Origin of the sequence: Flavobacterium sp. S87F.05.LMB.W.Kidney.N (assembly GCF_004366435.1) — a bacterium.
Lineage (GTDB): Bacteria > Bacteroidota > Bacteroidia > Flavobacteriales > Flavobacteriaceae > Flavobacterium.
This window is the reverse complement of sequence record NZ_SODX01000002.1, coordinates 465519-491614: the sequence shown is the minus strand read 5'-3', so window position 1 is coordinate 491614 and position 26096 is coordinate 465519. Positions and strand designations below refer to the sequence as shown.

The 26096-nt window shown below is 34.3% G+C and carries 24 protein-coding genes; 13 read left to right on the top strand and 11 right to left on the bottom strand.

From position 1 onward, the window contains the following. Positions 1-99: 99 nt before the first annotated feature. A complete protein-coding gene (locus EDB96_RS07955; RefSeq protein WP_134140063.1) occupies positions 100-876 on the bottom strand; it encodes an META domain-containing protein in 777 nt (258 codons plus the stop codon). A 268-nt stretch (positions 877-1144) separates the two neighbouring features. Here EDB96_RS07955 and nirB point away from each other — a divergent pair, with 268 nt between their 5' ends. From nirB to EDB96_RS07905, 10 genes are all read left to right on the top strand, one after another. Next, positions 1145-3658: a nitrite reductase large subunit NirB gene (gene nirB / locus EDB96_RS07950; RefSeq protein WP_134140062.1), complete on the top strand. Its 2514-nt coding sequence runs from the start codon at positions 1145-1147 to the stop codon at positions 3656-3658. Positions 3659-3929: 271 nt separating this feature from the next. Next, a complete protein-coding gene (gene nirD / locus EDB96_RS07945) occupies positions 3930-4307 on the top strand; it encodes a nitrite reductase small subunit NirD (RefSeq protein WP_057116567.1) in 378 nt (125 codons plus the stop codon). Positions 4308-4530: 223 nt separating this feature from the next. Then, positions 4531-5115 (top strand): DUF4202 domain-containing protein, encoded by a 585-nt coding sequence (locus tag EDB96_RS07940; RefSeq protein WP_134140060.1) that lies wholly within the window; start codon positions 4531-4533, stop codon positions 5113-5115. A 9-nt stretch (positions 5116-5124) separates the two neighbouring features. Further along, the gene (locus tag EDB96_RS07935; RefSeq protein WP_134140059.1) at positions 5125-6933 is read left to right on the top strand and encodes an ATP-binding protein; all 1809 of its coding nucleotides are present in this window, start codon (positions 5125-5127) and stop codon (positions 6931-6933) included. A gap of 313 nt (positions 6934-7246) precedes the next feature. Beyond that, entirely contained in the window at positions 7247-7906 is a 660-nt protein-coding gene (locus EDB96_RS07930; protein WP_057116570.1) for a response regulator transcription factor, read from the top strand. 99 nt (positions 7907-8005) lie between these two features. Next, complete coding sequence (locus tag EDB96_RS07925) at positions 8006-9490, top strand: MFS transporter (RefSeq protein WP_134140058.1); 1485 nt, start codon at positions 8006-8008, stop codon at positions 9488-9490. A gap of 95 nt (positions 9491-9585) precedes the next feature. Continuing rightward, on the top strand, positions 9586-10845 hold the full coding sequence (locus EDB96_RS07920) for an alginate export family protein (protein WP_134140056.1): 1260 nt from the start codon (positions 9586-9588) through the stop codon (positions 10843-10845). Positions 10846-10983: 138 nt separating this feature from the next. Beyond that, the gene (locus EDB96_RS07915) at positions 10984-11349 is read left to right on the top strand and encodes a hypothetical protein (RefSeq protein WP_057116573.1); all 366 of its coding nucleotides are present in this window, start codon (positions 10984-10986) and stop codon (positions 11347-11349) included. 144 nt (positions 11350-11493) lie between these two features. Beyond that, complete coding sequence (locus tag EDB96_RS07910) at positions 11494-12207, top strand: endonuclease/exonuclease/phosphatase family protein (protein WP_134140055.1); 714 nt, start codon at positions 11494-11496, stop codon at positions 12205-12207. Positions 12208-12210: 3 nt separating this feature from the next. Beyond that, positions 12211-12831 carry a class I SAM-dependent methyltransferase gene (locus tag EDB96_RS07905; RefSeq protein ID WP_134140054.1) on the top strand — a complete coding sequence of 207 codons (621 nt, stop codon included), beginning with the start codon at positions 12211-12213 and terminating at the stop codon, positions 12829-12831. 78 nt (positions 12832-12909) lie between these two features. Here the strand turns inward: EDB96_RS07905 and EDB96_RS07900 are convergent, their stop codons facing one another. Beyond that, positions 12910-13614 (bottom strand): Crp/Fnr family transcriptional regulator, encoded by a 705-nt coding sequence (locus EDB96_RS07900; protein ID WP_134140052.1) that lies wholly within the window; start codon positions 13612-13614, stop codon positions 12910-12912. Positions 13615-13791: 177 nt separating this feature from the next. Between EDB96_RS07900 and EDB96_RS07895 the strand changes: the two genes are divergently transcribed. From EDB96_RS07895 to EDB96_RS07885, 3 genes are all read left to right on the top strand, one after another. Continuing rightward, complete coding sequence (locus EDB96_RS07895; RefSeq protein WP_134140051.1) at positions 13792-17307, top strand: nitrate reductase; 3516 nt, start codon at positions 13792-13794, stop codon at positions 17305-17307. Positions 17308-17432: 125 nt separating this feature from the next. Beyond that, on the top strand, positions 17433-18863 hold the full coding sequence (locus EDB96_RS07890; RefSeq protein WP_134140050.1) for a rubredoxin domain-containing protein: 1431 nt from the start codon (positions 17433-17435) through the stop codon (positions 18861-18863). Positions 18864-19004: 141 nt separating this feature from the next. Further along, positions 19005-19598, top strand: coding sequence for a hypothetical protein (locus EDB96_RS07885; protein ID WP_134140049.1), 594 nt, complete (start codon positions 19005-19007; stop codon positions 19596-19598). A gap of 211 nt (positions 19599-19809) precedes the next feature. On the opposite strand, the gene moaA is transcribed toward EDB96_RS07885, so the two are convergent. The 9 genes from moaA to EDB96_RS07840 all read right to left on the bottom strand — a co-directional run bounded on the left by moaA (position 19810) and on the right by EDB96_RS07840 (position 26073). Next, complete coding sequence (gene moaA, locus EDB96_RS07880; RefSeq protein ID WP_134140048.1) at positions 19810-20817, bottom strand: GTP 3',8-cyclase MoaA; 1008 nt, start codon at positions 20815-20817, stop codon at positions 19810-19812. Next, on the bottom strand, positions 20804-21718 hold the full coding sequence (moaCB, locus tag EDB96_RS07875) for a bifunctional molybdenum cofactor biosynthesis protein MoaC/MoaB (protein WP_134140046.1): 915 nt from the start codon (positions 21716-21718) through the stop codon (positions 20804-20806). Before moaCB ends, moaA begins: the two co-directional genes overlap by 14 nt. Further along, positions 21718-22149: a molybdenum cofactor biosynthesis protein MoaE gene (locus tag EDB96_RS07870; protein WP_134140045.1), complete on the bottom strand. Its 432-nt coding sequence runs from the start codon at positions 22147-22149 to the stop codon at positions 21718-21720. Before EDB96_RS07870 ends, moaCB begins: the two co-directional genes overlap by 1 nt. A gap of 24 nt (positions 22150-22173) precedes the next feature. After that, entirely contained in the window at positions 22174-22527 is a 354-nt protein-coding gene (locus EDB96_RS07865; protein WP_134140044.1) for a lysozyme inhibitor LprI family protein, read from the bottom strand. A gap of 8 nt (positions 22528-22535) precedes the next feature. Further along, on the bottom strand, positions 22536-23615 hold the full coding sequence (gene moeB, locus EDB96_RS07860; protein WP_134140043.1) for a HesA/MoeB/ThiF family protein: 1080 nt from the start codon (positions 23613-23615) through the stop codon (positions 22536-22538). Between the two features lie 5 nt (positions 23616-23620). Continuing rightward, complete coding sequence (locus EDB96_RS07855) at positions 23621-23860, bottom strand: MoaD/ThiS family protein (RefSeq protein ID WP_057116585.1); 240 nt, start codon at positions 23858-23860, stop codon at positions 23621-23623. Positions 23861-23862: 2 nt separating this feature from the next. Next, the gene (gene cobA, locus EDB96_RS07850; protein ID WP_057116586.1) at positions 23863-24651 is read right to left on the bottom strand and encodes a uroporphyrinogen-III C-methyltransferase; all 789 of its coding nucleotides are present in this window, start codon (positions 24649-24651) and stop codon (positions 23863-23865) included. 5 nt (positions 24652-24656) lie between these two features. After that, on the bottom strand, positions 24657-25229 hold the full coding sequence (locus EDB96_RS07845; protein ID WP_134140041.1) for a molybdenum cofactor guanylyltransferase: 573 nt from the start codon (positions 25227-25229) through the stop codon (positions 24657-24659). A gap of 97 nt (positions 25230-25326) precedes the next feature. Further along, on the bottom strand, positions 25327-26073 hold the full coding sequence (locus tag EDB96_RS07840) for a sulfite exporter TauE/SafE family protein (RefSeq protein WP_134140040.1): 747 nt from the start codon (positions 26071-26073) through the stop codon (positions 25327-25329). Positions 26074-26096: the final 23 nt, after the last annotated feature.

The window sequence follows — 26096 nt, the reverse complement described above, 5'->3', positions numbered from 1 at the left end:
ATATAAGTTTTATTTTACAAAAATATCTTGTCGCTACACCATTATTATCTCCCTAAAAGTTATTTTTAAACCATTTTAAGACATATTTACAATAAATATTTAATCTACTTTTCTAAAAACTAAAAGCTTCGCAGAAGGATTCGAAAGTGTTAATCTATTATTTTCAATAGAATAAGTAGTAACGCTTTGAAGTGCTTTAGTAAATTCTCCTTCTTTATTTCCTTGAGAACAAGCCATAAGAGTCGAAAGAACTTTTGTGAATCTAAGGACATCTTTTTCATAAAAAAACTGCCCGCTGACAGCATTACAACCGCCATAACCAGAAAATCTATTTTCTGTCGAATTAATCTCAATTCTCGGGAATTCCTTTTGAAAATCGGCTACAAAAACTTTATAGCCGTTTAATTCTTCTAAAACCCAAATATCGTGAAGGCGATAATCGGTTATATATTTACCGCATCCGCTTAGCTTTTGAAACTCTAACTCAGCATTATTTTTAATTTCAACTTTTACGCTGTAAGGCGAAATTGCCCCAGACATTGAATCTTGGCAATCTAATTGCTGGATTGTTATAATTATCGATGCTGTTTCGTTACTGCTTTTGTACATCTTGACATTGGCGTCCATTGCTCGTATCGCATCAACAGCAGGAAAAGTGATACTCTCCTTACCCGTTATTAATGATGTAAAAACAATTTGATCGTTTCCTATTTTAACTCCCCAAAAAGGTTCATTTCCAGTAGCCTTAAAATAAAAATTTAAATCGTCTTGTGAAGTTCCTGATGTCGATGCGGTTGTTTTAGAGTCCTTATTTGCTGCCGTTTTACAGCTTATTATCAAAAGAGATAATAACAAAAGTGAAAGTATTTTTTTCATATGATCTTTATTTTAAAAATATTACCAATATTAAACTGGTATAAAATTCTTATGAATTTACGACAATTTTTTGAAAACCTTATTTAGAATCTTTTCAAATTTAATGCTTTAAAATTTTTTAAATCCGTTCAAAAGCTACACTACTTATGAGATTACGCCAAAATACGTAGTACAAAAAGCTACAACTTTACTTAAAATTTAAAAAAATTACGTAATTAAATAAGTATAAATACTTATATTTGCCTAGTAATACTTAATTAAAGAAATCATGATTAGAGTAATAGTAGTTGGAAACGGCATGGTTGGTTATAAATTTTGCGAAAAATTCGTTGCAAAATCAGGACAAGAAAAGTATCAAATCACAGTATTTGGAGAAGAACCAAGGCGAGCTTATGATCGCGTTCACTTAAGCGAGTACTTTGGAGGCAAAACAGTGGACGACTTATCCTTATCTACAACTGAATGGTATTCAAAAAACAATATTATTCTAAATACATCTGAATTAATTACAGATATTAATCGTGAACAAAACACAATACATACACATTTAGGAAAAACACATACGTACGATTACTTAGTTTTGGCAACTGGTTCTTCGGCTTTTGTTCCTCCAATTGAAGGAGTAGAAAAAGAAGGCGTTTTTGTATACAGAACAATTGAAGATCTAGATGCGATTATGGCATACGCCAGAAAAATTAAACAAAAAGGAGCAACCGAAGCTGCTGTCTTAGGTGGAGGTTTATTAGGGCTTGAAGCAGCAAAAGCTGTTAGGGATTTAGGACTCAACCCGCACGTTGTAGAATTTGCACCTCGTTTGATGCCGAGACAATTGGATCAAGGCGCAAGTGATATGCTTCAATCAAAAATAGAAGAATTAAATATCGGAATCCATCTTAATAAAGCAACGCAGTATATTGACGGAAAAGAGAGTATAACAGGAATGATGTTTGCCAATGAAGAATTGTTAAAAGTAGACATGTTGGTTATATCTGCCGGAATTAAGCCTCGCGACGAACTGGCAAGAGTTTCTGGGCTGGAAGTTGGTGTAAGAGGCGGAATTGTGGTAAACAATCAGATGCAGACATCAGATCCTTCTATCTATGCGATTGGCGAAGCGGCACTTTATAATCAAAACATTTACGGACTTGTTGCTCCAGGTTACGAAATGGCCGATGTTGCCGCTGAGCAAATCTTGAAAGGTTCTAAAACCATGAGAGAAACTATTGATATGTCGACTCAATTAAAATTAATAGGTGTTGAAGTAGCAAGTTTTGGTGATCCTTTTATTGAAAATAATGATGTTACGGCTATTGTTTATGAAAACAAATTAAGCGGTATCTACAAAAGAATTAACGTTACAAAAGATTCTAAAAAACTATTAGGTGGAATTTTAGTTGGAGACGCAAGCGACTATAACTCACTTTTTCAAATCTATGTTAACGAAATGGCTCTGCCTAAAAATCCAGAAGATTTAATTCTTGGCTCAAGAGATGGATTTGAAGGTTCAAGTTTAGGAAGCGTAATGGATTTACCAGATACAGCTGTAATTTGTTCTTGCGAAAATGTTACTAAAGGCGCCATCTGCTGTAAAATTTTAGACGAAAGCTACAGTTCCTTATCAGATGTTGTTAAAGCAACCAAAGCAACTTCTGGTTGTGGCGGTTGTAAGCCAATGGTTTCAGATTTGGTAAAAGCGACTCAAAAATCACTTGGAAAAGAAGTAAAAGAAGTGATATGCGAGCATTTCAGCTATACACGCCAAGAATTGTTCGATTTGGTAAAAATCAATAAATACGAGAATTTCTATGACGTTATCGATCATCACGGAAAAGGTGACGGATGCGAGATCTGCAAACCAGTTGTGGCTTCAATTTTTTCAAGTATATACAATGATACTGCGAACAAACATGTTACAACTCAAGATACAAATGATAGATTCCTAGCGAATATTCAACGAAACGGAACTTATTCTGTTGTTCCAAGAGTTGCGGGAGGAGAAATTACAGCCGAGAAATTAATCGTAATTGGCGAAGTTGCCAAACAATTTGATTTATACACCAAAATCACTGGTGCACAAAGAGTGGATTTATTCGGAGCGCATTTAAGTGATTTGCCAAAAATCTGGAAAATCTTAATTGATAACGGTTTTGAAAGCGGTCATGCCTACGGAAAATCGCTTCGTGCCGTAAAAAGTTGTGTTGGAAATGCTTGGTGCCGTTACGGAATGGACGACAGCGCAGGATTTGCAATAGAACTCGAAAACAGATACAAAGGAATCCGTTCTCCGCATAAACTAAAAGGCGGAGTTTCGGCCTGCATTCGCGAATGCGCAGAAGCACGTGGAAAAGATTTTGGATTAATTGCTGTTGAAGGCGGATGGAATTTATACATTGCTGGAAATGGCGGTGCCAACCCAAAACACGCTGTTTTATTGGCTGAGAAAATCGACAAAGAAACCGTGATCAAATATATGGACAGATTCTTAATGTATTACATAAGAACTGCTGGTCCGCTTGTGAGAACTTCAACTTGGTTAGAAAAATTGGACGGAGGTTTAGACTATTTAAAACAAGTAATTATCGAAGACAGTTTAGGAATCTGCGAAACACTTGAAGCTGAAATGCAGACATTAGTAAACACTTTCGAATGCGAATGGAAACAAGTCCTGGAAAAACCAAGATTATTGAAACGTTTCAATCACTTTATAAACTCAGACGAAAAAGATGATAATGCTGTTTTTGTTCCGTTAAGAGATCAAAAAGCACCAAAAGCTTGGTCTTAGTTTTATAAATAATTTTTAAACACATAGAAACATAACTTATAGGCATATATAAAGGCGTTTCACTTACATTAACAAGCATAGCATAGCTGTAACAAAAATTACAGTTTCAAAAATTTTTAATTTTTAATTCTCAATTTTTAATTAAAAAATCAGCTCCAAAAAAAAAAATATCATAAACGTTGCTGTCCTTCTTACCCTCTTTTTATTGCGCCATCATAACTCTCATGATTGTAAAAAGAGGGCTAAGAAACAGGAACTAAAATTTATTACCATGGAAGAAATCTTAAATCAATACGAAACAGTTCATGCGAGCGATGCAACAATTTGGTTCAAAGCAGGTAAAGTAGAAGATTTTCCAACCAACCGAGGCGGATGCATCAAATACAAAAACAAACAGATTGCCATTTTCAATTTTACACGCAGAAATGAATGGTATGCCTGTCAAAATGCCTGCCCGCACAAAATGGAAATGGTACTTTCAAGAGGAATGACAGGATCTGCCGATGATATCCCGAAAATTGCCTGCCCAATGCATAAAAAAACATTTTCACTTGTTGATGGATCTAACCTAAACGGAGATGATTTTAAAATTGCAACGTATCCGATTAAGGTTGTGGAAAATGAAGTATTTGTTGGATTTGTAGATTAGACTTTTAAGAGGCAAGAAACAAGAAGTAAGAAGTAAGAAGTAAGAAGTAAGAAGTAAGAAGTAAGAAACAAGAAGTAAGATTTGAAGAACTTTTATCATCTTGCTTCTTGCCTCTTGCTTCATCTCACATCTCACATCTGACATTTCACATCTCACATTTCACATTTCACATCTCACATATTTACTAATTCCGTATCTTTGAAATCTATTATCAAACCAAACAATGACTACACCTTTTCAAAAAGCAAGCGAATGGATTGATGCTGAAAACGCACAAGATCCAAACATTGAAATCGATCAAAATACAGAATATCCAAAAGAATTATTGTATTCCAACAGGATGTACGAAAGACTGATGCAGTTTGAACCAAATGCATCTGAAGAAATCCAGATTGCTTCAAAAGCACAGCACATCTGCCGATGGAAAGTCGCAAGAGAATCATACCCAATGGATCGCGTTGGTTATTTGAAATGGCGAGAAGAATTAAAAAAATTCCACGCCAAAACTACTGCCGAAATTCTGGAAAAAGCAGGTTATGACCAGACTTTTGTTGATCGCGTTTCGTTTTTAATTGAGAAAAAATTACTAAAAAAAGATCACGAAACACAATTATTAGAAGATGTTATTTGTCTTGTTTTCCTTGAGTATTATTTAGAACCTTTCGTTCATAAACACGATGAGGAAAAACTAAAAAACATCATCAAAAAAACCTGGGATAAAATGTCGGACAAAGGACATCAGGAAGCCTTAAAAATCAACTATTCCGAAGAAAATTTAAATCTTATAAAAGCCTCTTTAGGATTGTAATTCAATTATATGAAAAAAAGCAGTCAGGAAGAAGATAAAATCACTTTCAAAAATTTACGCCGTCTGTATTTTTTTGCACTTCTTACTATTGCTTTAACTATAATTGTAAGTCAGATTTTAGTACAATACAATCTGAACCAGCAGTTAAGCGATTCTAAAATCATTAATTTCTCAGGAAAGCAAAGAATGCTGAGTCAGAAAATCGTAAAAGAAGTTCTGATTCTCCATTATGTTTCTGACACCGCTTCTGCTAAACAAATTTCACATTTAAAAAGCGTTTTATCACTGTGGAAAAAGAACCAAAATGCACTTGTAAACGGCAGTGACAGCTTAGCTTTTCCTAAAGAAAAAAGCGAGACATTAAATAAATTGTATCTAGAAATCAATCCGATTTTTAATAAAATTGCCCAAACAACCGATGCATTTCTATCAAATTTAAAACAGAAAAAACAAACTTCAGAAAATCAAAAACTGGTTCAGATTATTCTTGAAAACGAAGGCATTTTCCTTTCTAAAATGAATCAGATTGTAACGCAATACGATCTTGAAGCACACGAAAAAGTAACCGAACAACGCCGAATAGAATATTGGATTTTTGGCTTTACACTTTTGGTTTTACTATTAGAGTTCTTCTTTATTTTCAAACCCACAAATAAGAAAATCGAACGGTTAATTGCTAAACTTCTTTCTTCCGAAAAGAAAGCTTTAAAACTGGCATATGACACCGAAATACTTAGCGAAATCAAGGAAAACTCGGTTAAAGAATTAAAATCACTTAACTACGCAATGGAAAATACCCTTCTCTATTGCCGAATTGCACCCGATGGTTCGATCATACATATTGGCGAAAAATTTGCCAAACTGCTCAATTATACCAAATTTTCATCCAACAAAAAATTTTCAGAAGTTTTAACCGTTGACGAAAAAGAACAATCTAATTTTGACCGCCTGATATTTGAAAAACAGCGAAGCGGCTGGCAGGGTGAAATAAAAATTATCACCAAAGAAGATTTCGAAATCTGGCTTGATCTGTCTATGGTTCCCGTTATGATTAAAAAAGACGAATTAGAACTTCTAATTGTCTGCTTCAACATTACAGAACGCAAAAAAGCACAACGCGAAGTCGAACGTTTAAACCTTGAAAACACCACCGAAAAAATCAATCAGCAAAAGATTATTTCAAGCAAGATTGTTGAAAATCAAGAAAACGAGCAAAATCGAATCGCGAAAGAAATCCATGACGGAATTGGCCAGATGCTTACAGGTTTAAAGTTCAGTCTGGAAAGTATTAATTTAGATGACAGAGAAAAGTCGGAACAAAAAATTGAGTATCTAAAGAAACTTTCACTTGATATTATAAAAGGTGTCCGTACGGCAACTTTCAACTTAATGCCGCCAGAATTAAGCGATCACGGAATCGTTTCTTCGCTGGCAAAACTTACGCAAGAACTTTCCAAACTAACGGGAAAAGAAATCCTTTTTTACAACAAAACCAATTTCGACCAGCGTTTGGATTCTCTAATCGAGATTAATATTTACCGTCTTACGCAGGAAGCCATCAACAACGCCATAAAATACGCCGAATCTTCTCATATCATTGTACAGCTTTCACACAGCGAAACGCTCCTCAGCATTATTATTGATGATAACGGAAAAGGTTTCGACATGAATTCAGTCGACAAAAAACGCAACAGCGAATCTGGAATGGGACTTTTATTTATGAAAGAGCGCATACAATACGTTAACGGCCGCGTTTTCATCAATTCAATTCCTGGCGAAGGAACGAGAATCACTTTTAATATTCCAATTCTTAAATGAGATAATGTGGCAATTAGAAAATGGGATAATTAGAAAATTTAGCTAAGCGTCCAACTTTTTCCATTTGTCAGGCTGAGCGAAGTTGAAGACACCTCAATCTCAATCGACAATTTTACAATTAAAAAAATTGAAATTTGATATTGTCATTGATATTGCAATTGTCATTGACATTGCATTTTTTTTCTAATGATTTTTTAATGTTGGAATTTGGAATTTCAAAAAATTGAAATTTTAAATAAAAAAAAGTACGTATATTAGCGTCTTCTTTATAGATGAATATACGTAAATATCCAGAAATCAAATTAAGTAAATTATGAGTAATAACATTCGTGTAGTGCTGGCAGATGATCATGTTTTTGTTAGAGACGGAATCAAATCTTTACTAGAAAACGAAGCAAACATTGAGGTTGTAGGCGAAGCAATAGATGGTGCCGATGCGCTTGAAGTAGTTGCAGAAAGCAAACCAGACTTACTTATAGTAGATATTCGTATGCCAAACTTAACTGGTATAGAGGTAGTAGAAAAACTTAGAAGCGAAAATAACGACATCAAAATTATAATGCTTTCGATGCACGAATCGGAAGAATATGTTTTAAAGTCTATAAAAGCTGGTGCTGATGGTTATTTATTAAAAGGTTCGAGCAAAGAAGAATTTTTAAAAGCGCTTCATAGTGTTGCTGCTGGAGGAAAATATTTCAGCGGTGATATTTCTTCTATTTTAATAAGTCAATTAACGAATTCATCTACATCATTAGAACCTAAGCAAAATTTAGGAGAAGAAATGATGATCACTAAAAGAGAAAAAGAGATTCTAACTCTTTTATTATCTGGAAAAGGAAATAAAGAAATCGCCGAAGCTCTTGATATCAGTAAACGTACAGCTGAAGTACACCGATTTAATTTGATGAAAAAACTAAAAGTTAAAAACTTGATGGAACTTTCGAATAAAGCTGCAGAGTATTCTTTAATCTAAAAAAATACGTATAAATACGTAATTATTTTTCAAAAACTGCGTTTTAGCATCTTTTAACTAAGTTATAGTACTTAATTTTACTAAAAAAATATAAGTGCTATGAAAAATACAAACTCATTATCGCAATCACACAAAATTTTATTTTTGAACACATTGGCTTTTACAGTGTGTTTTGCCTGCTGGACATTAAATGGGGTTTTAGTAACCTTTTTAGTAGATAACGGAATTTTCCACTGGAGCGTTGTTCAGGTTGGATGGTTACTTGGAATTCCAATTTTAACGGGATCTATAATGCGTCTTCCAATTGGTATTCTGACCGATAAATTTGGAGGAAAATATGTTTTTTCACTTTTACTATTGCTTAGTTCAATTCCGTTGTTTCTCCTTCCCTACGCCGACAGTTTTTTTATGTTTGCATTATTAAGTTTCTTTTTCGGAATGGTCGGAACCAGTTTTGCAGTCGGAATCGGCTATACATCAATCTGGTATCCAAAAGAATGGCAGGGGCGCGCTTTAGGAATCTTCGGAATGGGAAATGCAGGCGCAGCTATTACAACTTTTCTTGCACCTTCATTATTAAATCATTTTTCAATTGGTGATCCGCAAAATGGATGGAAAATACTTCCTGTGATTTATGCTATTTCTTTAGTTATTATCGGAATCGCATTTCTAATTTTTGCCCAAAATAAAAAAATAGAAAACAACAACAAAACTGTTTCACAAATGCTCATTCCATTAAAATCGGCTCGAGTTTGGCGTTTTGGAGCTTATTACTTTTTAGTATTTGGCTGTTTTGTAGCGTACTCGCAATGGCTTTTACCAAACTTTATGAATGTTTATCAAACCAGTTTGGTCATGGGCGGTTTGTTTGCTACCATGTTTAGTCTTCCTTCTGGTGTCATTAGAGCCTTTGGAGGTTATTTGTCTGATAAATTTGGAGCCAGAAAAGTGATGTACTGGGTTTTAGGTTCTTCTGTAATCTTAAGCGCATTATTAATGGTTCCGAAAATGGAAATCACTACTACAGGACCAGGAATATTAGCAGCCAAAAAAGGAGTTGTGAAAGAAATCAACGAAAAAATCGTAAAAGTGGGTGACAAAGAATATCCAATTATACAGAAAGCCTCACTTGTAAATGAAAATGCTATATTCCCAACCACTTCGAGCTGGCAGAATGTTGTAGTAGCTCATAATCAAAATGTTGCCAAAAAAGAGTTAATCGCAAAAGGAATCACGGTTATTAAATTTGATGCCAATATGTGGGTATTTTTAGGATTAGTGATCTTAATCGGAATTTCATGGGGAATTGGCAAAGCGGCAGTTTATAAACATATTCCAGAATATTTCCCTACTGAAGTTGGTGTTGTGGGCGGAATAGTGGGAATGATTGGCGGTTTAGGAGGCTTTTTAGGCCCGATTATTTTCGGATATCTATTAACTGCAACCGGAATATGGTCAAGTTCATGGATTTTTATTTTACTTTTTTCTATAGTATGTTTAGTTTGGATGCATTACACTATTACACAACTAGCTAAGAAAAAAGAAGTTACAACAAACAAAGTAATATTAGAAGCAGCAGCTTAAACCTAGATTAAAAAATAATTAGAAATATGATTTAAGTCCATAGTAAAAACAGCTTTTTCTTATAAATTTACCTTCGATAAAAACATAAAAACCTTATGAAAAAACTTAAACTAATTTTAATACTTATCGTAGGATTAAGTTTCGAAATTCAGGCTCAGGAGTTAGATGTAAATCTGCAGATTCGACCGCGTTTTGAATACCGTAATGGTTACAAAACCCTGATCCCTGAGGGACAAAAAGGAACATCTCAAATATCACAACGTTCCCGTTTAAATTTCAATTATAAACAAGAAGATTTAATTGTAAAATTAACTCTTCAAAACACCAGAACCTGGGGCGATGTTGCACCAACAGCAGTTGCTGATAAAAATGGAGTTGCCGTTTTTGAAGCTTGGGCACAATATAATTTTACAGAAAAATGGAGCGCAAGAATGGGACGCCAAGTTCTTTCTTATGATAATCAGCGTATTTTTGGAGAACAAGATTGGGGACAACAGGCACAAAGTCATGATGCACTTACTGTAAGTTATCATACAGAAAAGCAAAAATTTGATTTTGGAGGCGCCTATAATTCTACTGCCGAAAATACTTTCCAAACGCCTTACACTGTTGCCACATATAAAACTTTGCAATATGCCTGGTATCACAATCAATTCAATGAAAATTTAGGTTTGAGTTTCTTATTATTGAATACTGGTTATGAATATGCCAATGCCGATGCCAAATTACTAGTAGATTACAAGCAAACTTTTGGGCCTTACCTTACTTATAAAACTGGTAAAATAGACAGCAATTTTTGGGTATACGGACAAACTGGAAAAAGTACAGACTTACAAGTAAGTGCCTGGAATGCGGCGGCAAATTTTGGATATCAAATCACTGAATCTTTCAAAGCTGGTTTAGGATATGAATTCTTATCTGGAAAAGATTCAAACGACGGAAGCTCAGTTATTAAATCGTTCAATCCGATTTTTGGAACCAACCACGGCTTTAATGGTTATATGGATTATTTTTATGTTGGAAACCATTTAAACAATGTAGGCTTACAAGATGCTTTTATCAAATTAAATTACAATATTAATAAATGGCAGTTTGCTTTAATGCCTCACGTATTTTTAGCTGCTGCTGATGTAGTTACGCCATTAAACGAAAAATTAGACTCTTATTTAGGGACGGAGGTTGATGTTACTTTTGGCTATAATTTTAAAAAAGACATTACAGTTACAGGAGGTTATTCTCAAATGTTTGGTTCAAAAACAATGGAATTTATAAAAAATGGAGATGCCAGCCATACTAATAATTGGGCTTGGTTAATGGTTTCTGTGAATCCAAGAATTTTTAGCTGGAAAAAATAATTTTTCTACAAAATTAAATTATATTTTTTACCCTTTTCCTATTTCGGAAAAGGGTATTTTTTTTTCACCTAAAAGAAACTTGATATATAGTTTAATTAATTATATTTGAGCCGATTATGAACCCCAAATTCTATCCTAATGAAACCATTTTTAAAATTATCAATGTTAACTTTCATTGTAGCCCAGCCTGGCATTGCCCAAAAATACAATGATGATTTAATTTCAAAAAACTCAGAAATAAATTTTGCAAAAACGCAAAAAAGAGGAATTAAAAAAAACAACATAGTTTATTATGTTGAAAAGGATTTACAAACCATATCTGCTTACAAAAGAAGCAAATTGAAATGGCAGACCAATGTAATTTCTGCTTGCGGAGAACCAAAAAAAGGACAACCTGAAATTAGATATGTAGGTTATAATTCAGATAAACTGCTTATCGTAATGGGAAAACATCATTTTGCAGAAATTGACATAAATAGTGGCGTAACAACAATCGTTGGTTAAGATTAAAAATAGAGAGATTTTATAAATCTGAAATTTATACAGTACCCTTTTTCCAAGTAGAAAAAGGGTATTTTTTTTTAATTTGGGAGGAATTTATTTTACTCTTTAATCGCTATATTTGAGATAGAATAATTTAATAGTCTAATGAAACTCATCGCATGGAATTGCAACATGGCATTCAGAAAAAAAGCAGCATTCATTCTCGCTCACAATCCTGATATTGCTGTAATTTCGGAGTGCGAAAGTCCTGAAAAATTAAAATTCCCAAACGGAGTGCAAACACCAAATGACATTATTTGGTACGGAGCCAATCTGAATAAAGGAATTGGTGTTTTTTCTTATAGTGACTACCGACTTCAATTATTAGACTGCCATAATCCAGACTTTAAAAATATTTTGCCCATAGCCGTCACAGGCGGAAAAGTTAATTTTACTTTGTTTGCTGTTTGGGCAAATAATCCCGCTGATAAAGATGGCGCTTATGTAACTCAAGTGTGGAAAGCAATTAATTATTACGACGATTTAATCAAAGAGACGAAAACAATCTTAATTGGCGATTTCAACAGCAATACGATTTGGGACAAACCAAGACGAGAAGGAAATCATACAACTGTGGTAAACAAATTAGCAGATAAAAATATTTTCAGCACCTATCACAAATATTTCAATCAAATTCAAGGCAAAGAAGCACATCCAACTTTGTATATGTACCGACATGAAAACAAGCCTTATCATATGGATTATTGCTTTGTCTCAAATGATTTTATAGAAGTTTTAGAAAGCGTTGAAGTGGGAAGTTACAAAGATTGGACTTTGTACAGCGACCACAAACCTTTAATCATTAAATTCAATATATAAACCATGAACAACTGGACAAAAAGATGGGACGACCGCTACAGCAGTGAAGAATTTGCGTACGGCGAAGAGCCTAATAATTATTTAAAAGAACAACTGGAAAAATTAAGTCTCGGCTCTGTTCTTTTTCCTGCCGAAGGCGAAGGACGAAATGCTGTTTTTGCCGCAAAATTAGGCTGGAAAGTTTCGGCTTTTGATATTAGTGAAGAAGGAAAAAACAAAGCTATAAAACTTGCAGAAACAAATAATGTTCCTATTGATTACCAAGTTGGTGAACTGGAAACACTAAACTTTCAGCCAGGACAATTTGATGCAATTGCTTTGATTTACGCGCATTTTCCTGCAGCAATTAAATCTGAAATTCACAAACAGCTGGATCAATTACTCCGCGAAGATGGTATTATTATTTTTGAAGCTTTCAGCAAAAAACATTTAGAATATCTTGCCATAAACGAAAAAGTGGGCGGACCAAAAGATATTGAATCGCTTTTTTCAATTGAAGAAATCAAAGCTGATTTTCCGAACTACGAAATCATTGAATTGGAAGAAAAAGAAATTGAACTTAATGAAGGTTTATTCCATAACGGAACTGGTTCTGTAATTCGATTTATCGGCAGGAAAAAATAAATTTAATACGAGTAGAGACGTACTGCAGTGCGTCTCTACAGTCAAAACCTTAGCATCTTAGCAACTTAGAACCTCACATCAAAAATATTTATGCTCCATAATTTCGGAGCGCAGTGTGGCAACTTCTAGAATTCCAATTCGTTTTCCAACTGTTTTAATCAACGCTTCTTTTTTAAGAGTCGAAATTACTCGAATTGCCTGTTCTTCTGTAGTTCCTGCAAAATCGGCTATTTCTTTGCGAGAAAGATCGATATCAATTAAACCATCGATTTGTCCAAATTTTCGATGTATGTAAAGCAGTAAATCGATTACACGTTCGCGGACATTCATGTGGGCAATTTTGCGAATATTGTTCTCGCTTTTGTTTAATTCATCAGCATAAAATAACATTAGAGCGTATGTAAATTCAGGAACTTGTTTTAAAATTTCCAGCATTGTTTCGTTGCTGAAATTACACAAAACAGTATCTTCTAAGGCATAAGCTCCAATTAAATACTTTTGCCCCGTTCCAAATCCTCGAAAGCCAATTATGTCTCCATTTTTTGTCAGGCGCACAATTTGCTCACGGCCGTTAATGCCCGTCTTTACTGTTTTCACTTTTCCTTTGCAGATAAAATAAAGTCCATGCAACGGTGAACCTTCCGTAATAAAACGATCGGATTTTTTACAAACTAAATTTTGTTTTTTCGAAACATACTGCTTCATCTGCTCTAAATGCAAGTGTTTCTTTATGAAACAATTTTCATTGGTACAGGAATAACAAATAATTTGCTCTTCTTTCATGACTTTTCATTTTTAGCAGATTAAAAACTAATTTGTTTTTTGTCATTTTACTGCATCAAAAATAAAAAAATAAATTTAAAAATTAAGTATTTATACGTAAATAATACTTATTTTTGTTTACGTATTCATCTAGAGTGAAGCAGATTCGATAAAGTAGTATTCAAAAACAGAATTGTAATGCAAAATACAAAGATCAAAACCACCTGTTCCTATTGCGGCGTTGGATGCGGCATAATCGTAACTAATGATACCAAAAACGGTGTAATGGTTGAAGGAGACAAGGACCATCCTGTTAATAAAGGAATGCTGTGTTCTAAAGGAATGAATCTGCACTACGTAGTTAACGACACATCTGATAGAATTCTGTATCCCGAAATGCGGGGCAGTAAATCTTATCCGCTGGAACGCGTAAGTTGGGATACCGCTCTTGACCGTGCTGCTGCTGTTTTTTCTTCTATCATCAAAAAACACGGACCAGACAGCGTTGGTTTTTATATTTCTGGACAATGTTTAACAGAAGAATATTACTTAGTAAACAAACTTGTAAAAGGATTTTTAAAAACCAATAATATCGATACCAATTCCAGACTTTGCATGAGTTCGGCTGTTGTGGGTTACAAAAAAACTTTTGGAGAAGATTCTGTTCCAATTGCTTATGACGATATTGAATTGGCTGATACTTTTTTAATTACCGGGGCAAATCCAGCTTGGTGCCACCCTATTCTATTTCGACGACTTGAAAAACATAAAGAGAAAAATCCGAAAATAAAAATAATTGTAATTGATCCAAGGCGGACAGATACTGCTGCTTTCGCCGATTTGCATTTGCAGATTATTCCAGGTTCTGATATTATTTTATATCATGCCATTGCCAAACGAATCATCGAAAAAGGCTATGTCGATCATGATTTTGTAAAAAATAATGCAGAAAACTTTAAACAGTATAAGGATTTAGTTTTAAATACCTCTTTAGAAAAAGCTTCTAAACTCTGTGGAATTTCTGTAAGCGATATTAAACTGGCAGCAGACATTATCGGTAAAGCAAAAGGTTTTATCTCGCTTTGGGCAATGGGTTTAAATCAAAGTGCTGTTGGGGTTGATAAAAATACGGCTTTGCTGAATTTATCTTTGTTAACGGGACAGGTAGGAAAACCAGGTTCTGGCCCCTTTTCATTAACGGGTCAGCCCAACGCAATGGGCGGCCGCGAAGTGGGCGGAATGGCAACACTTTTGGCAGCACATAAAGATATTGCAAATCCCACGCATCGAAAAGAAGTTGCAGATTTTTGGGGTGTTGACGAAATTTCAGATAAACCTGGATTAACAGCAACTGAAATGTTTGAAGCATTAGAATCGGGAAAAATGAAAGCAGTTTGGATTATTTGCACCAATCCATTAGTGAGTTTACCCGATTCCAGAAGAGCCGAAAAAGCACTTAAAAATGCCAAATTTGTTGTGGTCCAAGACATTTCTCATAATGCCGATACAGCCAAATTTGCCGATTTATTATTGCCTGCAGCGGGATGGCTGGAAAAAGAGGGAACGATGACCAATTCTGAACGTCGTATTTCTTATTTACCAAAAGGAATTAATGCGCCGGGAGAAGCGCTTCCAGATATTGAAATTCTAATTCGCTTTGCGAAAAAAATGAATTTCAACGGATTTAATTTCAATGGCGCCGAAGAAATTTACAAGGAACATTGTGCACTTACGAAAGGAACTAACATCGATATTTCTTTCTTAAATTACAACCGTTTAAAAACCGAAGGTACTTTTCAATGGCCGGTTCCAGATTATGGACATCCGGGAACACCTAGATTATTTACCGATAAAAAATTCTACACGCCGTCTGGAAAAGCTATTTTTAACCTTCCTGTTTCAATCGAAAATACATCCGTGCAGCCAAATGCTGAGTTTCCATTTATCCTAACCACAGGAAGAATTCGCGATCAATGGCATACGATGACCAAAACTGGAAAAGTATCGAGGTTATTAACGCATATTCCGAATCCTGTTTTAGAAATAAATCCGATTGACGCTTTTAAAAACGATATTAAAAACGGTGATATTGTTACTGTTACCAGCAAAAATGGAGAAGTTCGTGTAAAAGCAAAAGTGACAGATTCTATAAAAGAAAAAGTTGTTTTTCTGCCAATGCACTGGGGAAAACAATTAGAAAATGATCTAAATAGAACCAATAATTTAACCAATACAGTAGTCGACCCAATTTCAAAAGAACCTGATTTTAAATTCACTACCGTTTCCATTACCAAATATGTAAAACCTTTCCAGAAGATTGCAATTGTTGGCGCCGGCGCTGCTTCTTTCCGATTTATTCAAAATTATCGTGAATTCAATACAACCGATGAAATCATTGTTTTTTCGAATGAAGTAAATCCGTTTTACAACCGCGTTTTACTTCCAGAATATATGACTGGAGAATTCAGCTGGGAACAATTATTAAAAGTAAAAGACGGCGAAACTTTTAACAAACTAAAAATCACCATGAAAGCTGGGGTTTCTATTGATAAAGTAGATACTAAATTAAAAACAATAATAGATAGTCACGGTGACACGCATACTTTTGATTCCCTAATTTTAGCGACTGGAAGCCGTCCTTTTGTACCTGAAAATGCACAATTACATCTTCCAGGACGATTTACCGTAAGACGTAAAGAAGATGCCGATCGTTTAAAAAGACATCTCGACAGCACCAATCTTCCTCCAGAAGAACAGCATGTTGTGATTATTGGCGGCGGATTGTTAGGTTTAGAATTAGCGGCAGCTTTAAAACATAAAAAAGTAAAAACTACAATTGTTCAAAGGGCTTCACGTTTAATGGAACGCCAGCTGGATCGAATTTCAAGTAAGCTTCTGGCAGAAGAAGTACAGCTTCGTGATATTCAGATTTATTTTGATAATGAAGTGAGCACGGTTTTCGAAACTAATAATCCGAATGAGATTGAAATAGCTTTAAAGAGCGGTAAAATCATCACTGCAAATGCAATTGTGTACACGATTGGAACAATTCCGAATATTGAAATTGCGCGCGAAAGCGGTCTTGCCTGCGGACGCGGTGTAAAAGTCAATCAGTATTTACAAACATCAAATCCTGATATTTTTGCTATTGGAGAAATAGCTGAATTCAATAATAAGTTATTCGGAATCACTTCTGCTGCCGAAGAACAGGCCGATATTCTGGCTAACTTTCTAGCAGGCGATATCAGCAGTTATTATAAAGGTTCGATTTTAATGAATATTTTAAAACTGGAAGATATAAATCTTTGCAGTATTGGTGATATTGAAATCCCCGAAAACGACGATTCATACGAAGAAATTGTTTTTTCAGACTTGAAAAAACGTTACTATAAAAAATGTATTGTAAAAGATGATCTTTTGGTCGGCGCGATTTTGATGGGCGATAAAAACGAATTCGCCGAATTCAAAACGATGATCGAAAGCAAAATAGAATTATCAGACAAACGAAATTTATTACTCAGAGGAAGTTCAAATGCAAAACCTGTTTTAGGAAAACTAGTTTGTTCCTGCAGTCAGGTTGGTGCTGGAAATATAGAAGAAACTATTAAAAGCGGCGTAAACGATTTTACCGATCTATGCAAAAACACTGGCGCAGGATTAGGCTGTGGCAGCTGTAAAACAGAGGTTAAGGAGATTCTTGCTAAGTGTAGATGAGTTTTTTTGTTTCAGGTTTCAAGTTTCAAGTTGTTGGAACGTGCACCTGAAACCTGAAACCTGAAACCTGAAACCTGAAACTCGAAACTTAAAACTCGAAACCTAAAACTTGAAACTAAAAAAAAATGGAACTAACAAGATTAATAGTAAAAGGAGGCGTTATTTCGCCGGGGGAATTACGAGAAGTAATTGATATTGCACTGGAAGAAGGTCTCGATTCCATTTCTTTTGGTTCCAGACAGGATATTATTTTTCCGCAAGGTTTTAAATCATTGGACAAAACGACTTTGGGCAAACATCACTTTGTTTATCCCGATCAAAAAAGCGGGAATAATATTGTTTCTTCTTATGTTTCGACAGATATTTTTAGAAATACAAACTGGCTAACCGGAAATCGTTTTTTATATATTTTAGAAGAATTTAAAGAACAGCCCAAACTAAAAGTCAATATAACAGATCCAAAACAGCAGCTTGTCCCTTTATTCACGGGTCATATAAACTTTATTGCTTCAGAGCACGAGGATTACTGGTATTTGTATATTCGTCTTCCGCAATGGGAAAAAATGGAGGTTTATCCTGTTTTAATTTACAGCTGGGATTTGGCCAAAACCTATTACGAAATTGAAAAAATAACAGACGAAACTGCTGTTGACATAGAATTACTTTTTACTTTGGTCAGCGAAGCATTAGATACTAATAATCGAACAATTGATAAACCTTTAAAAGTTCCTTTTTATCCTTTTCCATATTACGAAGGAATGAATAGAATGGGGATTGATCAATATTGGCTGGGATTATACTGGCGTAATAATTTGTACGATCTCGATTTTTTAAAAGAAATGTGTGATTTGTGTTTTGAATGCAAGATCGGTAAAATCTGTATCACACCTTGGAAATCATTCATTATTAAAGGAATCCCGAAAGACCGCAAATTAGAATGGGAAAAATTTTTAGGTAAAAGAGGAATCAACGTCCGTCATTCTTTACTAGAATTAAACTGGCATTTGCCTGTTGCAATGGAATGGGCATTGAATCTCAAAACATTTCTGGTGCGTACACTCGACCAGTTTGACATCAGCACATACGGATTAAATTTTGGAATTGCAGAATACAATCGTGACGGCCACTATTTTACTTCGATTGTAATCGAAAAAAACGAACTTCCTGCAGCTTTAGAATCCATCAAAATTAGAGATACTTATAATGTTCTTTTTGCTAAAAATTTCGACCCAAACACACGAGAATATATTGTACATTCTCAGGATATTGACAAACTAGAACTGCCGACAATTTTAATTGAATTAAGCCGAAAATATTTTGAAGAGCTTGGAAATTCAACAATAGAAACAACAGAAAATCCGCAGAAAAAAGAAAAACCACAATTAGATATTTATCAATGTCAGGAATGTTTAACGCTTTACAATTCTGAATACGGAGATGAAACTCAGGGAATTCCAAAAGGTATTTTGTTTGAAAATCTGCCAGAAACATATTGCTGCTCTCTTTGTGAAGCTCCTAAAAGTAATTTCAAAATTTTGGAAGCCGTTGAGCATTAGCTTTTTCTACAAAAAACTTAACATTTGGGTATTCAAAAATTGCGTATATTTAGCTTAACTAAGAATTTATATCCAAACATTGTACTCCAGCTATTGTTTACCTCTTAGTAATCGTCTATTTTACTCAATAAAAATACAGTTATGATAAAGAGAACAACTAAAACCCCTGCTGTAAATACTACCGATATTCCAGCAGAAACAATTGTAGAACAAACTACAGAAACACAGCCAGAAGCAAAATCCACCGTTAGAAGAACAACCAGAACTGCTGCAAAGACAACAGCTGTAAAAACACCCGCAGCAGTTAAACCAGCTGCAAAAACACCTGTGAGAGCGGCAGTAAAAGGAGCACCTAGAGCAACCGTAAAGAAAGAAGCAATAACACCTGAAAGCACAGAACCTATTGTTTCTGAAATTGTTGAAATCCAGACAAATGATATTCCAGTTCCTTTTGAAGCAAACCAACCAGTTGTGACAATTGAAAAAATTGGTAAAAACAATGATATAAAATCAAAGCTGAAAGCTAAACTTAAAGCTAAAAAAGAAAAAGAAAAGAAAAGAGAAAAAGCGATTAAAGCTGTTATCAAAAAATTAGAAAAAGCTAAGAAAGCAAAACTAAAAGAAGCCGAAAAGAAAAAAGAAAAAGCAAAAAAAGAAAAGGCAAAAAAAGCTAAAAAAGCAGCAGAAAAAAAAGCTAAATCCAAGAAAAAAGCAAAGGCTAAAAAGAAAAAATAATTACTGAAGAAAAGGTTTAACTTTAGGGTTGAGCCTTTTTTTTTAAAATAGATGCATGTATGAACATCAAAAAAAAGATACTAATTTCGTGTTCCGTAAAAGGCTTCGACTCCGCTCAGCCTGACAATCGTTAAAACAATTTGTAAATCGCAACTATCAATTCACAACTCACAATTCACAACTCACAATTCACAATTCATAATTAAATAACCTATCCCCCAATCGCAATCATACTGCGATTATCAAAGTGTTTTTTTGGATCGTCCATTTCGTCAATGGTAACCATTCCAGCGCGGACTTTCTTTTTATTTTGAATGGATTCTGAAATCAAATCTGCAATTGATTCTCCATTTCTAAAAGCAGTCAATAAATCAGTTTCAGAATTAGAAAAAAGACAGTTTTTTATTTTGCCATCTGCCGTCAAGCGGATTCGGTTGCAGCTGTCACAAAAAGGATTTGTAATAGAACTTATGATTCCGAAATCACCTTGAAAACCTTTTATTTTGAAATTTCTAGAAGTAAAGTTTTTTTCGTTTTCTAATTTTTGAATTTCATCTGAAGAAAAAGCATTTTCTACCAAAGATAAAATCTCTTTTTGCGAAACCATTTTACTCCTGTCCCACTCATTCCCTGCAAAAGGCATGAATTCAATAAATCGGACAGAAATAGGCAGAAACTGCGTCAGTTTAACAAAATCTACAATTTCGTTATCATTAAATCCTTTGATTAAAACCACATTTACTTTTACCTTAAAATCATTATTCAAAAGCAAATGCAGATTGTCAATTACTTTCTCAAACTGATTTCTAAGTGTTATCGAATGAAATTTCGACGAAACTAAAGTATCTAGACTCAAATTGATGTTTTTGATTTTAAACTGTTTTAAAACTTCAATATTACGATCAATTAAAATTCCGTTAGTGGTTATCGAAAGTGAGATATTTAAATCTGATAATTTAGAAACTATTTCTGGAAAATCTTTTCTTAATAAAGGTTCTCCGCCCGTTAATCTTATTTTGTCAACACCATTTTTTACAAAAGTCTGAGCGATACCAAAAATCTCTTCAGCCGTCATTAAACTGGCTTTTGGAGAAAGCGCAATTCCGTCCGCCGGCATGCAGTACGTACAACGCAAGTTGCATTTTTCCAGCAGCGAAATGCGTAAATAATTGTGTTTACGCCCAAAAACATCCGTCAAAATAGTGTTAGAGGCTGTCATGATTTTTTCCTTTTAAAATATGAAAGACGTGCATAACGTGTGGAAACACAGCGTCCATCGACTCTTTTACTCCATTTGTTGACCCCGGAAGTGCCAAGACCAAACTTTTACCCAACGTTCCAGCGACACTTCTTGAAAGCATTGCATAAGGCATTCTCTGTTGTCCGTAACTGCGTATTGCTTCTTCGATTCCAAGAATTCTGCTTTCTAAAATCGGCGAAAGCGCTTCTGGAGTTACATCTCTTGGCGATAAACCTGTACCTCCCGTAAAAATAACTAACTGATGATTTTTTGCGAAAGCTTTTGTTTTCTCTTGAATTATATCCAGTTCATCGGGAATGATTTCATAATGAGAAATTTCGACTCCGTAAGAATCTAATTTTTCAACAATTGCTTTTCCGGAACGATCTTCTTTATCACCCGCAAAAATTGAATCGGAACAAACAAAAACAGCCGCTTTTATCGCGGTTGGAAATTTATTTTTAAAAGAAGATTTTCCGCCTTCTTTATTGACTAATTTGATTGTCGAAATTTCAATTTCTTTATCTATTGGTTTCAGCATATCATACATTGTGAGCGCCACGATAGATGCGCCGTGCATGGCTTCAACCTCAACTCCCGTTTTATAAACGGTTTTTACATTGAATATGATCTGAATTTCCAAACCTTCAATTTTATATTCCACCGAAGTAAATTCAATTGGAATTGGATGACAATCCGGAATAGATAAATGTGTATTTTTAACCGCAAATAACCCCGCGGTTTTTGCCATTTCAAGCACATTTCCTTTTGGGACCAAATTATTTACCACAGCATCAATCGTTTCCTGTCTGCTGACTTTTACAATTGCGGTTGCGGTTGCTTTTCTTAATGTACTTATTTTATGTGTAATATCTACCATTAACTATTTTGTTTCCAAGTAAATGTATCGTTTTCAAACATTTCTTTGCCAAAAATCGGAACGTCGGTTTTAATCCAGTTTACGATGGCTTCTGTCGCTTCATAAACTTGTTTTCTGCGTGTTGCCGAAACAAACACGAACAAACAAATTTCGCCTGCTTTTACAACGCCCAGACTATGGTAAATGTGCATGCAGGTTAAATCGAATTTAGCAAAAGCTTTTTCGCGAATCGTGTACAAAGCTTCATTTGCCATATCGGTGTAGGCTGAATAATCAATCGCTATTACAGTATTATCGTGAATGACATCGGCACGAACTTGTCCTAAAAAAATATTGTGCGCACCAATCGTATGTTTGGATTGATGTTTAGCGATAGATTCCGCTATAAACTCAGGAGCAATTGGCCCTTCTACAAATACATTTTTACTCATTTTTAAATTTTTTTAATAAGGACTTTAAAAGCCATTCACCAAACTTTTCAATTCCTTTGTTCTGCTAATGGTAAGCTGCATTCTACAATCTGCGTACATTTTATTTGCTATAACACCACCATCACCTTCAGAATAGCATTTAAATTTACAATTTGAATCTCTAAATTTTATCCAGTCTTTTTGAGCAGCAACTAAAGCTGTCTGATCTTTTGTTCCTAATTTATTTTTCAGCTGATTATAAACTTTATTCAATTCTTTATCTGCTTTATCATAAGCTTCATAAAGCTCTGTCTCACCAGTAGCATCAACTTGGTTTTGTGAAAAACCGAATTGAGAAAAACAAAAAAACAAAAACAATCCGAAAATAACTTTTTTCATAGTAGCTATTATTTATTAATTAGAATGGATTTTTCATGCAACGATTGTTTCATTGCTAAAGCACCTCCAGCAATACTTTTTATATTTTTAAATTGATGTTTTTGAAGTAATTCTACTGCAATTTTACTTCTAATTCCCGATTGGCAGAAAATATAAATGGTTTGATTTTTATCTAATTTTTCAATCTCATTTTCTAAATTCATTAAAGGAATCTGGATTTGATTTTTTAAATTGATTTTTGGTGATTCATCAGTATTTCTAACATCTAGAAATAAAACGGCATCGTTTTGTTTTTCACCCAAAATCAATTCAAAACTTACTTCTTCGGTTTCCGATTTATTGTATTTTTGGTCGAATGCTTCTCTGGTTATTATTTGAAAATCGCTTTTTTCAAAATCATATTTCTGCTGTTCGTTATTTAGAATATTATAAACTAATATTTTACCGCTTAAAACTTCTCCTATACCAAGAATCATTTTCAAAACTTCGTTTGCCTGAAACATTCCGATAATTCCAACGGAAACTCCGATTACTCCGGCATCTTCACAATTCAAAGCATTATTATTTTCCTCGGGATACAAACATCTGTATGTTGGCCCGTTTTGATAATTGAAAACTGAAACCTGCCCCTGAAATCTAAAAATCGATCCATACACCATTGGTTTATTTAAAACCAGACAAGCATCATTAATTAAATATTTAATCGAAATATTGTCTGTTGCATCGACAATTATCTCATATTTTTCAAATAAATTAAAAACATTCTTCCCTGATAATTTCTCTGAAAATGCTTTTACTTTTACCTGCGGATTCAATTCTGAAATCATCAGTTTGGCTTCTTTTGCTTTTGATTTTCCAACAGCCGAAGTTTTGTAAATAACCTGTCTATGCAGATTTGAAATTTCAATACGATCATCATCAATAATTCCGATTTCGCCAACTCCTGCTGCAGCCAGATAGGGCAGAATTGCCGCGCCTAAACCTCCAGCTCCAACAACCAAAACTTTCGATTTCAGTAATTTGTATTGTCCTTCCTCTCCTATTTCAGGAAGAATTATTTGTCGGTTATATCGATTTGATGTTTCCATATGTATTATCCTCCTGCAAATGGCGGCAATAAAGCCACAATATCACTTGCCTGCAAAACGCGATCTGTAGTTTTTGAAACTATTTTTTGATTTACTGCAACGCTAAAACTCAATGATTCAAATTCATATTTTTCGTTTAAATTCTGCAATAATTTTTGCAGTGATAATTCTTCGGAAAAAGATAACTTTTCGAATTCACATTTTGTTTTTTCAGCAACAGCTCCAAAATATTTTACCTCGATCATTCTTATAAATTTAAATTCTGAAATATAAATTCGTCATCAAAATGTTCTTGAAAATACGAAATCCAGCTTGACGTATTTCGCACTACTTCTCCAATAACTATAATTGCTGGTGATGATATATTTTTTTCAGATACCAATTTACTAATTGTATTGACAGTTCCAATTACTTTTTGCTCTGAATTTTTAGTTCCATTCTGGATAATTGCAATTGGCAGATCATCATTTCTGTTTTCCTGATAGATAGAAATGATTTCATCTAATTTATGCATTCCCATCAAAATCACAACGGTCGCAGCCGATTTCGAAGCCAATTCAACATCTTTTGATAATTTATGATCTGAAGTTGTTCCCGTAATTACCCAGAAACTTTCGGCAACTTTACGTTGCGTCAAGCTGATTCCGACCGATGCAGGAACTCCTAACGCAGATGAAATGCCGGGAACGATTGCTGTTTCAATTCCAAATTGTTCTGCAAATTCAATTTCTTCACTTCCTCTCCCAAAAACAAAAGGATCACCGCCTTTTAAGCGGACAACATGTCCATATGTTTTTGCCATACTCACAATCAAATCGTTGATCTGATCTTGTGTATAGGCGTGACAGCCAAGACGTTTTCCAACAAAAACAATTTCTGCATTTGCTGCGTAGTTTAATAATTCCTCGTTAACCAAAGCATCGTACAAAACTACGTCTGCATTTTTCAGTGCTTTTATGGCTTTCATTGTGATCAATTCGACGTCTCCAGGACCTGCGCCTACAATCGTCAATTTTGGTGTTTTTAAGTTTCGCATAGTAATTAACTTAAATTGATATTGAGGTCATCTAATTCGTCCATTGAATTAATATTGGTTAAAGGAAAATTTTCACTTTCTTCTATTTTTATAATCTGATGCGGTAATTTGGCCAGCAAATCCATCATTTTCAATTCATCAGAATCGATTGCTTGTTTTATTACCGGAACAATATTTTTCGAATAAATGCCAATTAAAGGATGTGTTTTACTTTCTGATGCAAAAATTGTAATTCCCGCCTCTTTCGTATGTTTTGAAATTAACTCCTGCAATAATTCGGTTGAAATCAACGGAATATCACAACTTAAAATCAGATTAAATTCGGTTTCAGAATGAGATAATGCTGTGTAAATTCCACCCAGCGGACCTTTATCTACAATCAAATCTGGTATTTTTTCATATTCCAGATAATCATAGTCTTTAGATGCTGTGATTAATTTTATTTGATTTGTAATGGGCAGAATCGCCTGAATAATGTGATCAATGAATGGTTTATCCTGAAACAAAACCAATCCTTTTTCTGACTGCATTCTTGAGCTTTTTCCGCCGCAAAGAATAAATACTGTTAGTGCTTCCATGACTTTTTTTTGTTTCACGTTTCAGGTTGCCAATCTTTATCCCGATGGTCGAAACCGTCGGCTATGTTTCATATAGCAATCATTTAATATTTTAGTTTCAAGGAAAAATCAATTTAATACTTGCCATCAAAATGACTGTTCCTAAAACCATTTTTAATGTTCGGTTAGAAAAAGAACCACTTCCATAAAATCCGCCTAGCATTCCTCCTACTACCGCAATTGGAACTAAATAAAAACTTTCTATCGGAATTGTTTTTCCTCCTAAAAAAAATCCCAGCATTCCTGCAAATGAATTTACAAAAATGAATAAACTCGAAATCGCTGCCGACTCTTTAACAGAAGCCCATCCTAGAAACAATAAAATCGGACTTAAAATTATTCCGCCTCCAATTCCCAGCATGCCTGACAATAATCCGATGGCAAAACCAATTAATAATGCAAAAGGTAAATTAATTTTTACTTCTTCTTTTTCTTTAAAATTAAATATCCCGAATAATCTTAATGCCGCAAATACGAGAACAATTCCTAAAACTATTTTGTAAATTGTATTATCTAACGTTATAAAACCACCAATAAATGCCGCAGGAATAGACGCAATTGCAAACGGATAAAAGAGCTTTGGTTTAAAATAATTATTTCGGTAGTAAAACAAAAACGAAATACTGGAAACAAATAAATTCAACAATAAAGCAGATGGTTTCATAATCGAAATAGGAAACGCAAAAATGCTCATCAAAGCCAAATAACCCGAAGCTCCGCCGTGCCCAACGCTTGAATATAAAAACGCAATAACGATTAAGGCGAAACTGAATAATACTATATTTTCGGAACTAAGGAGACTCATTTTTTGGTTTAATTGTTAAATTG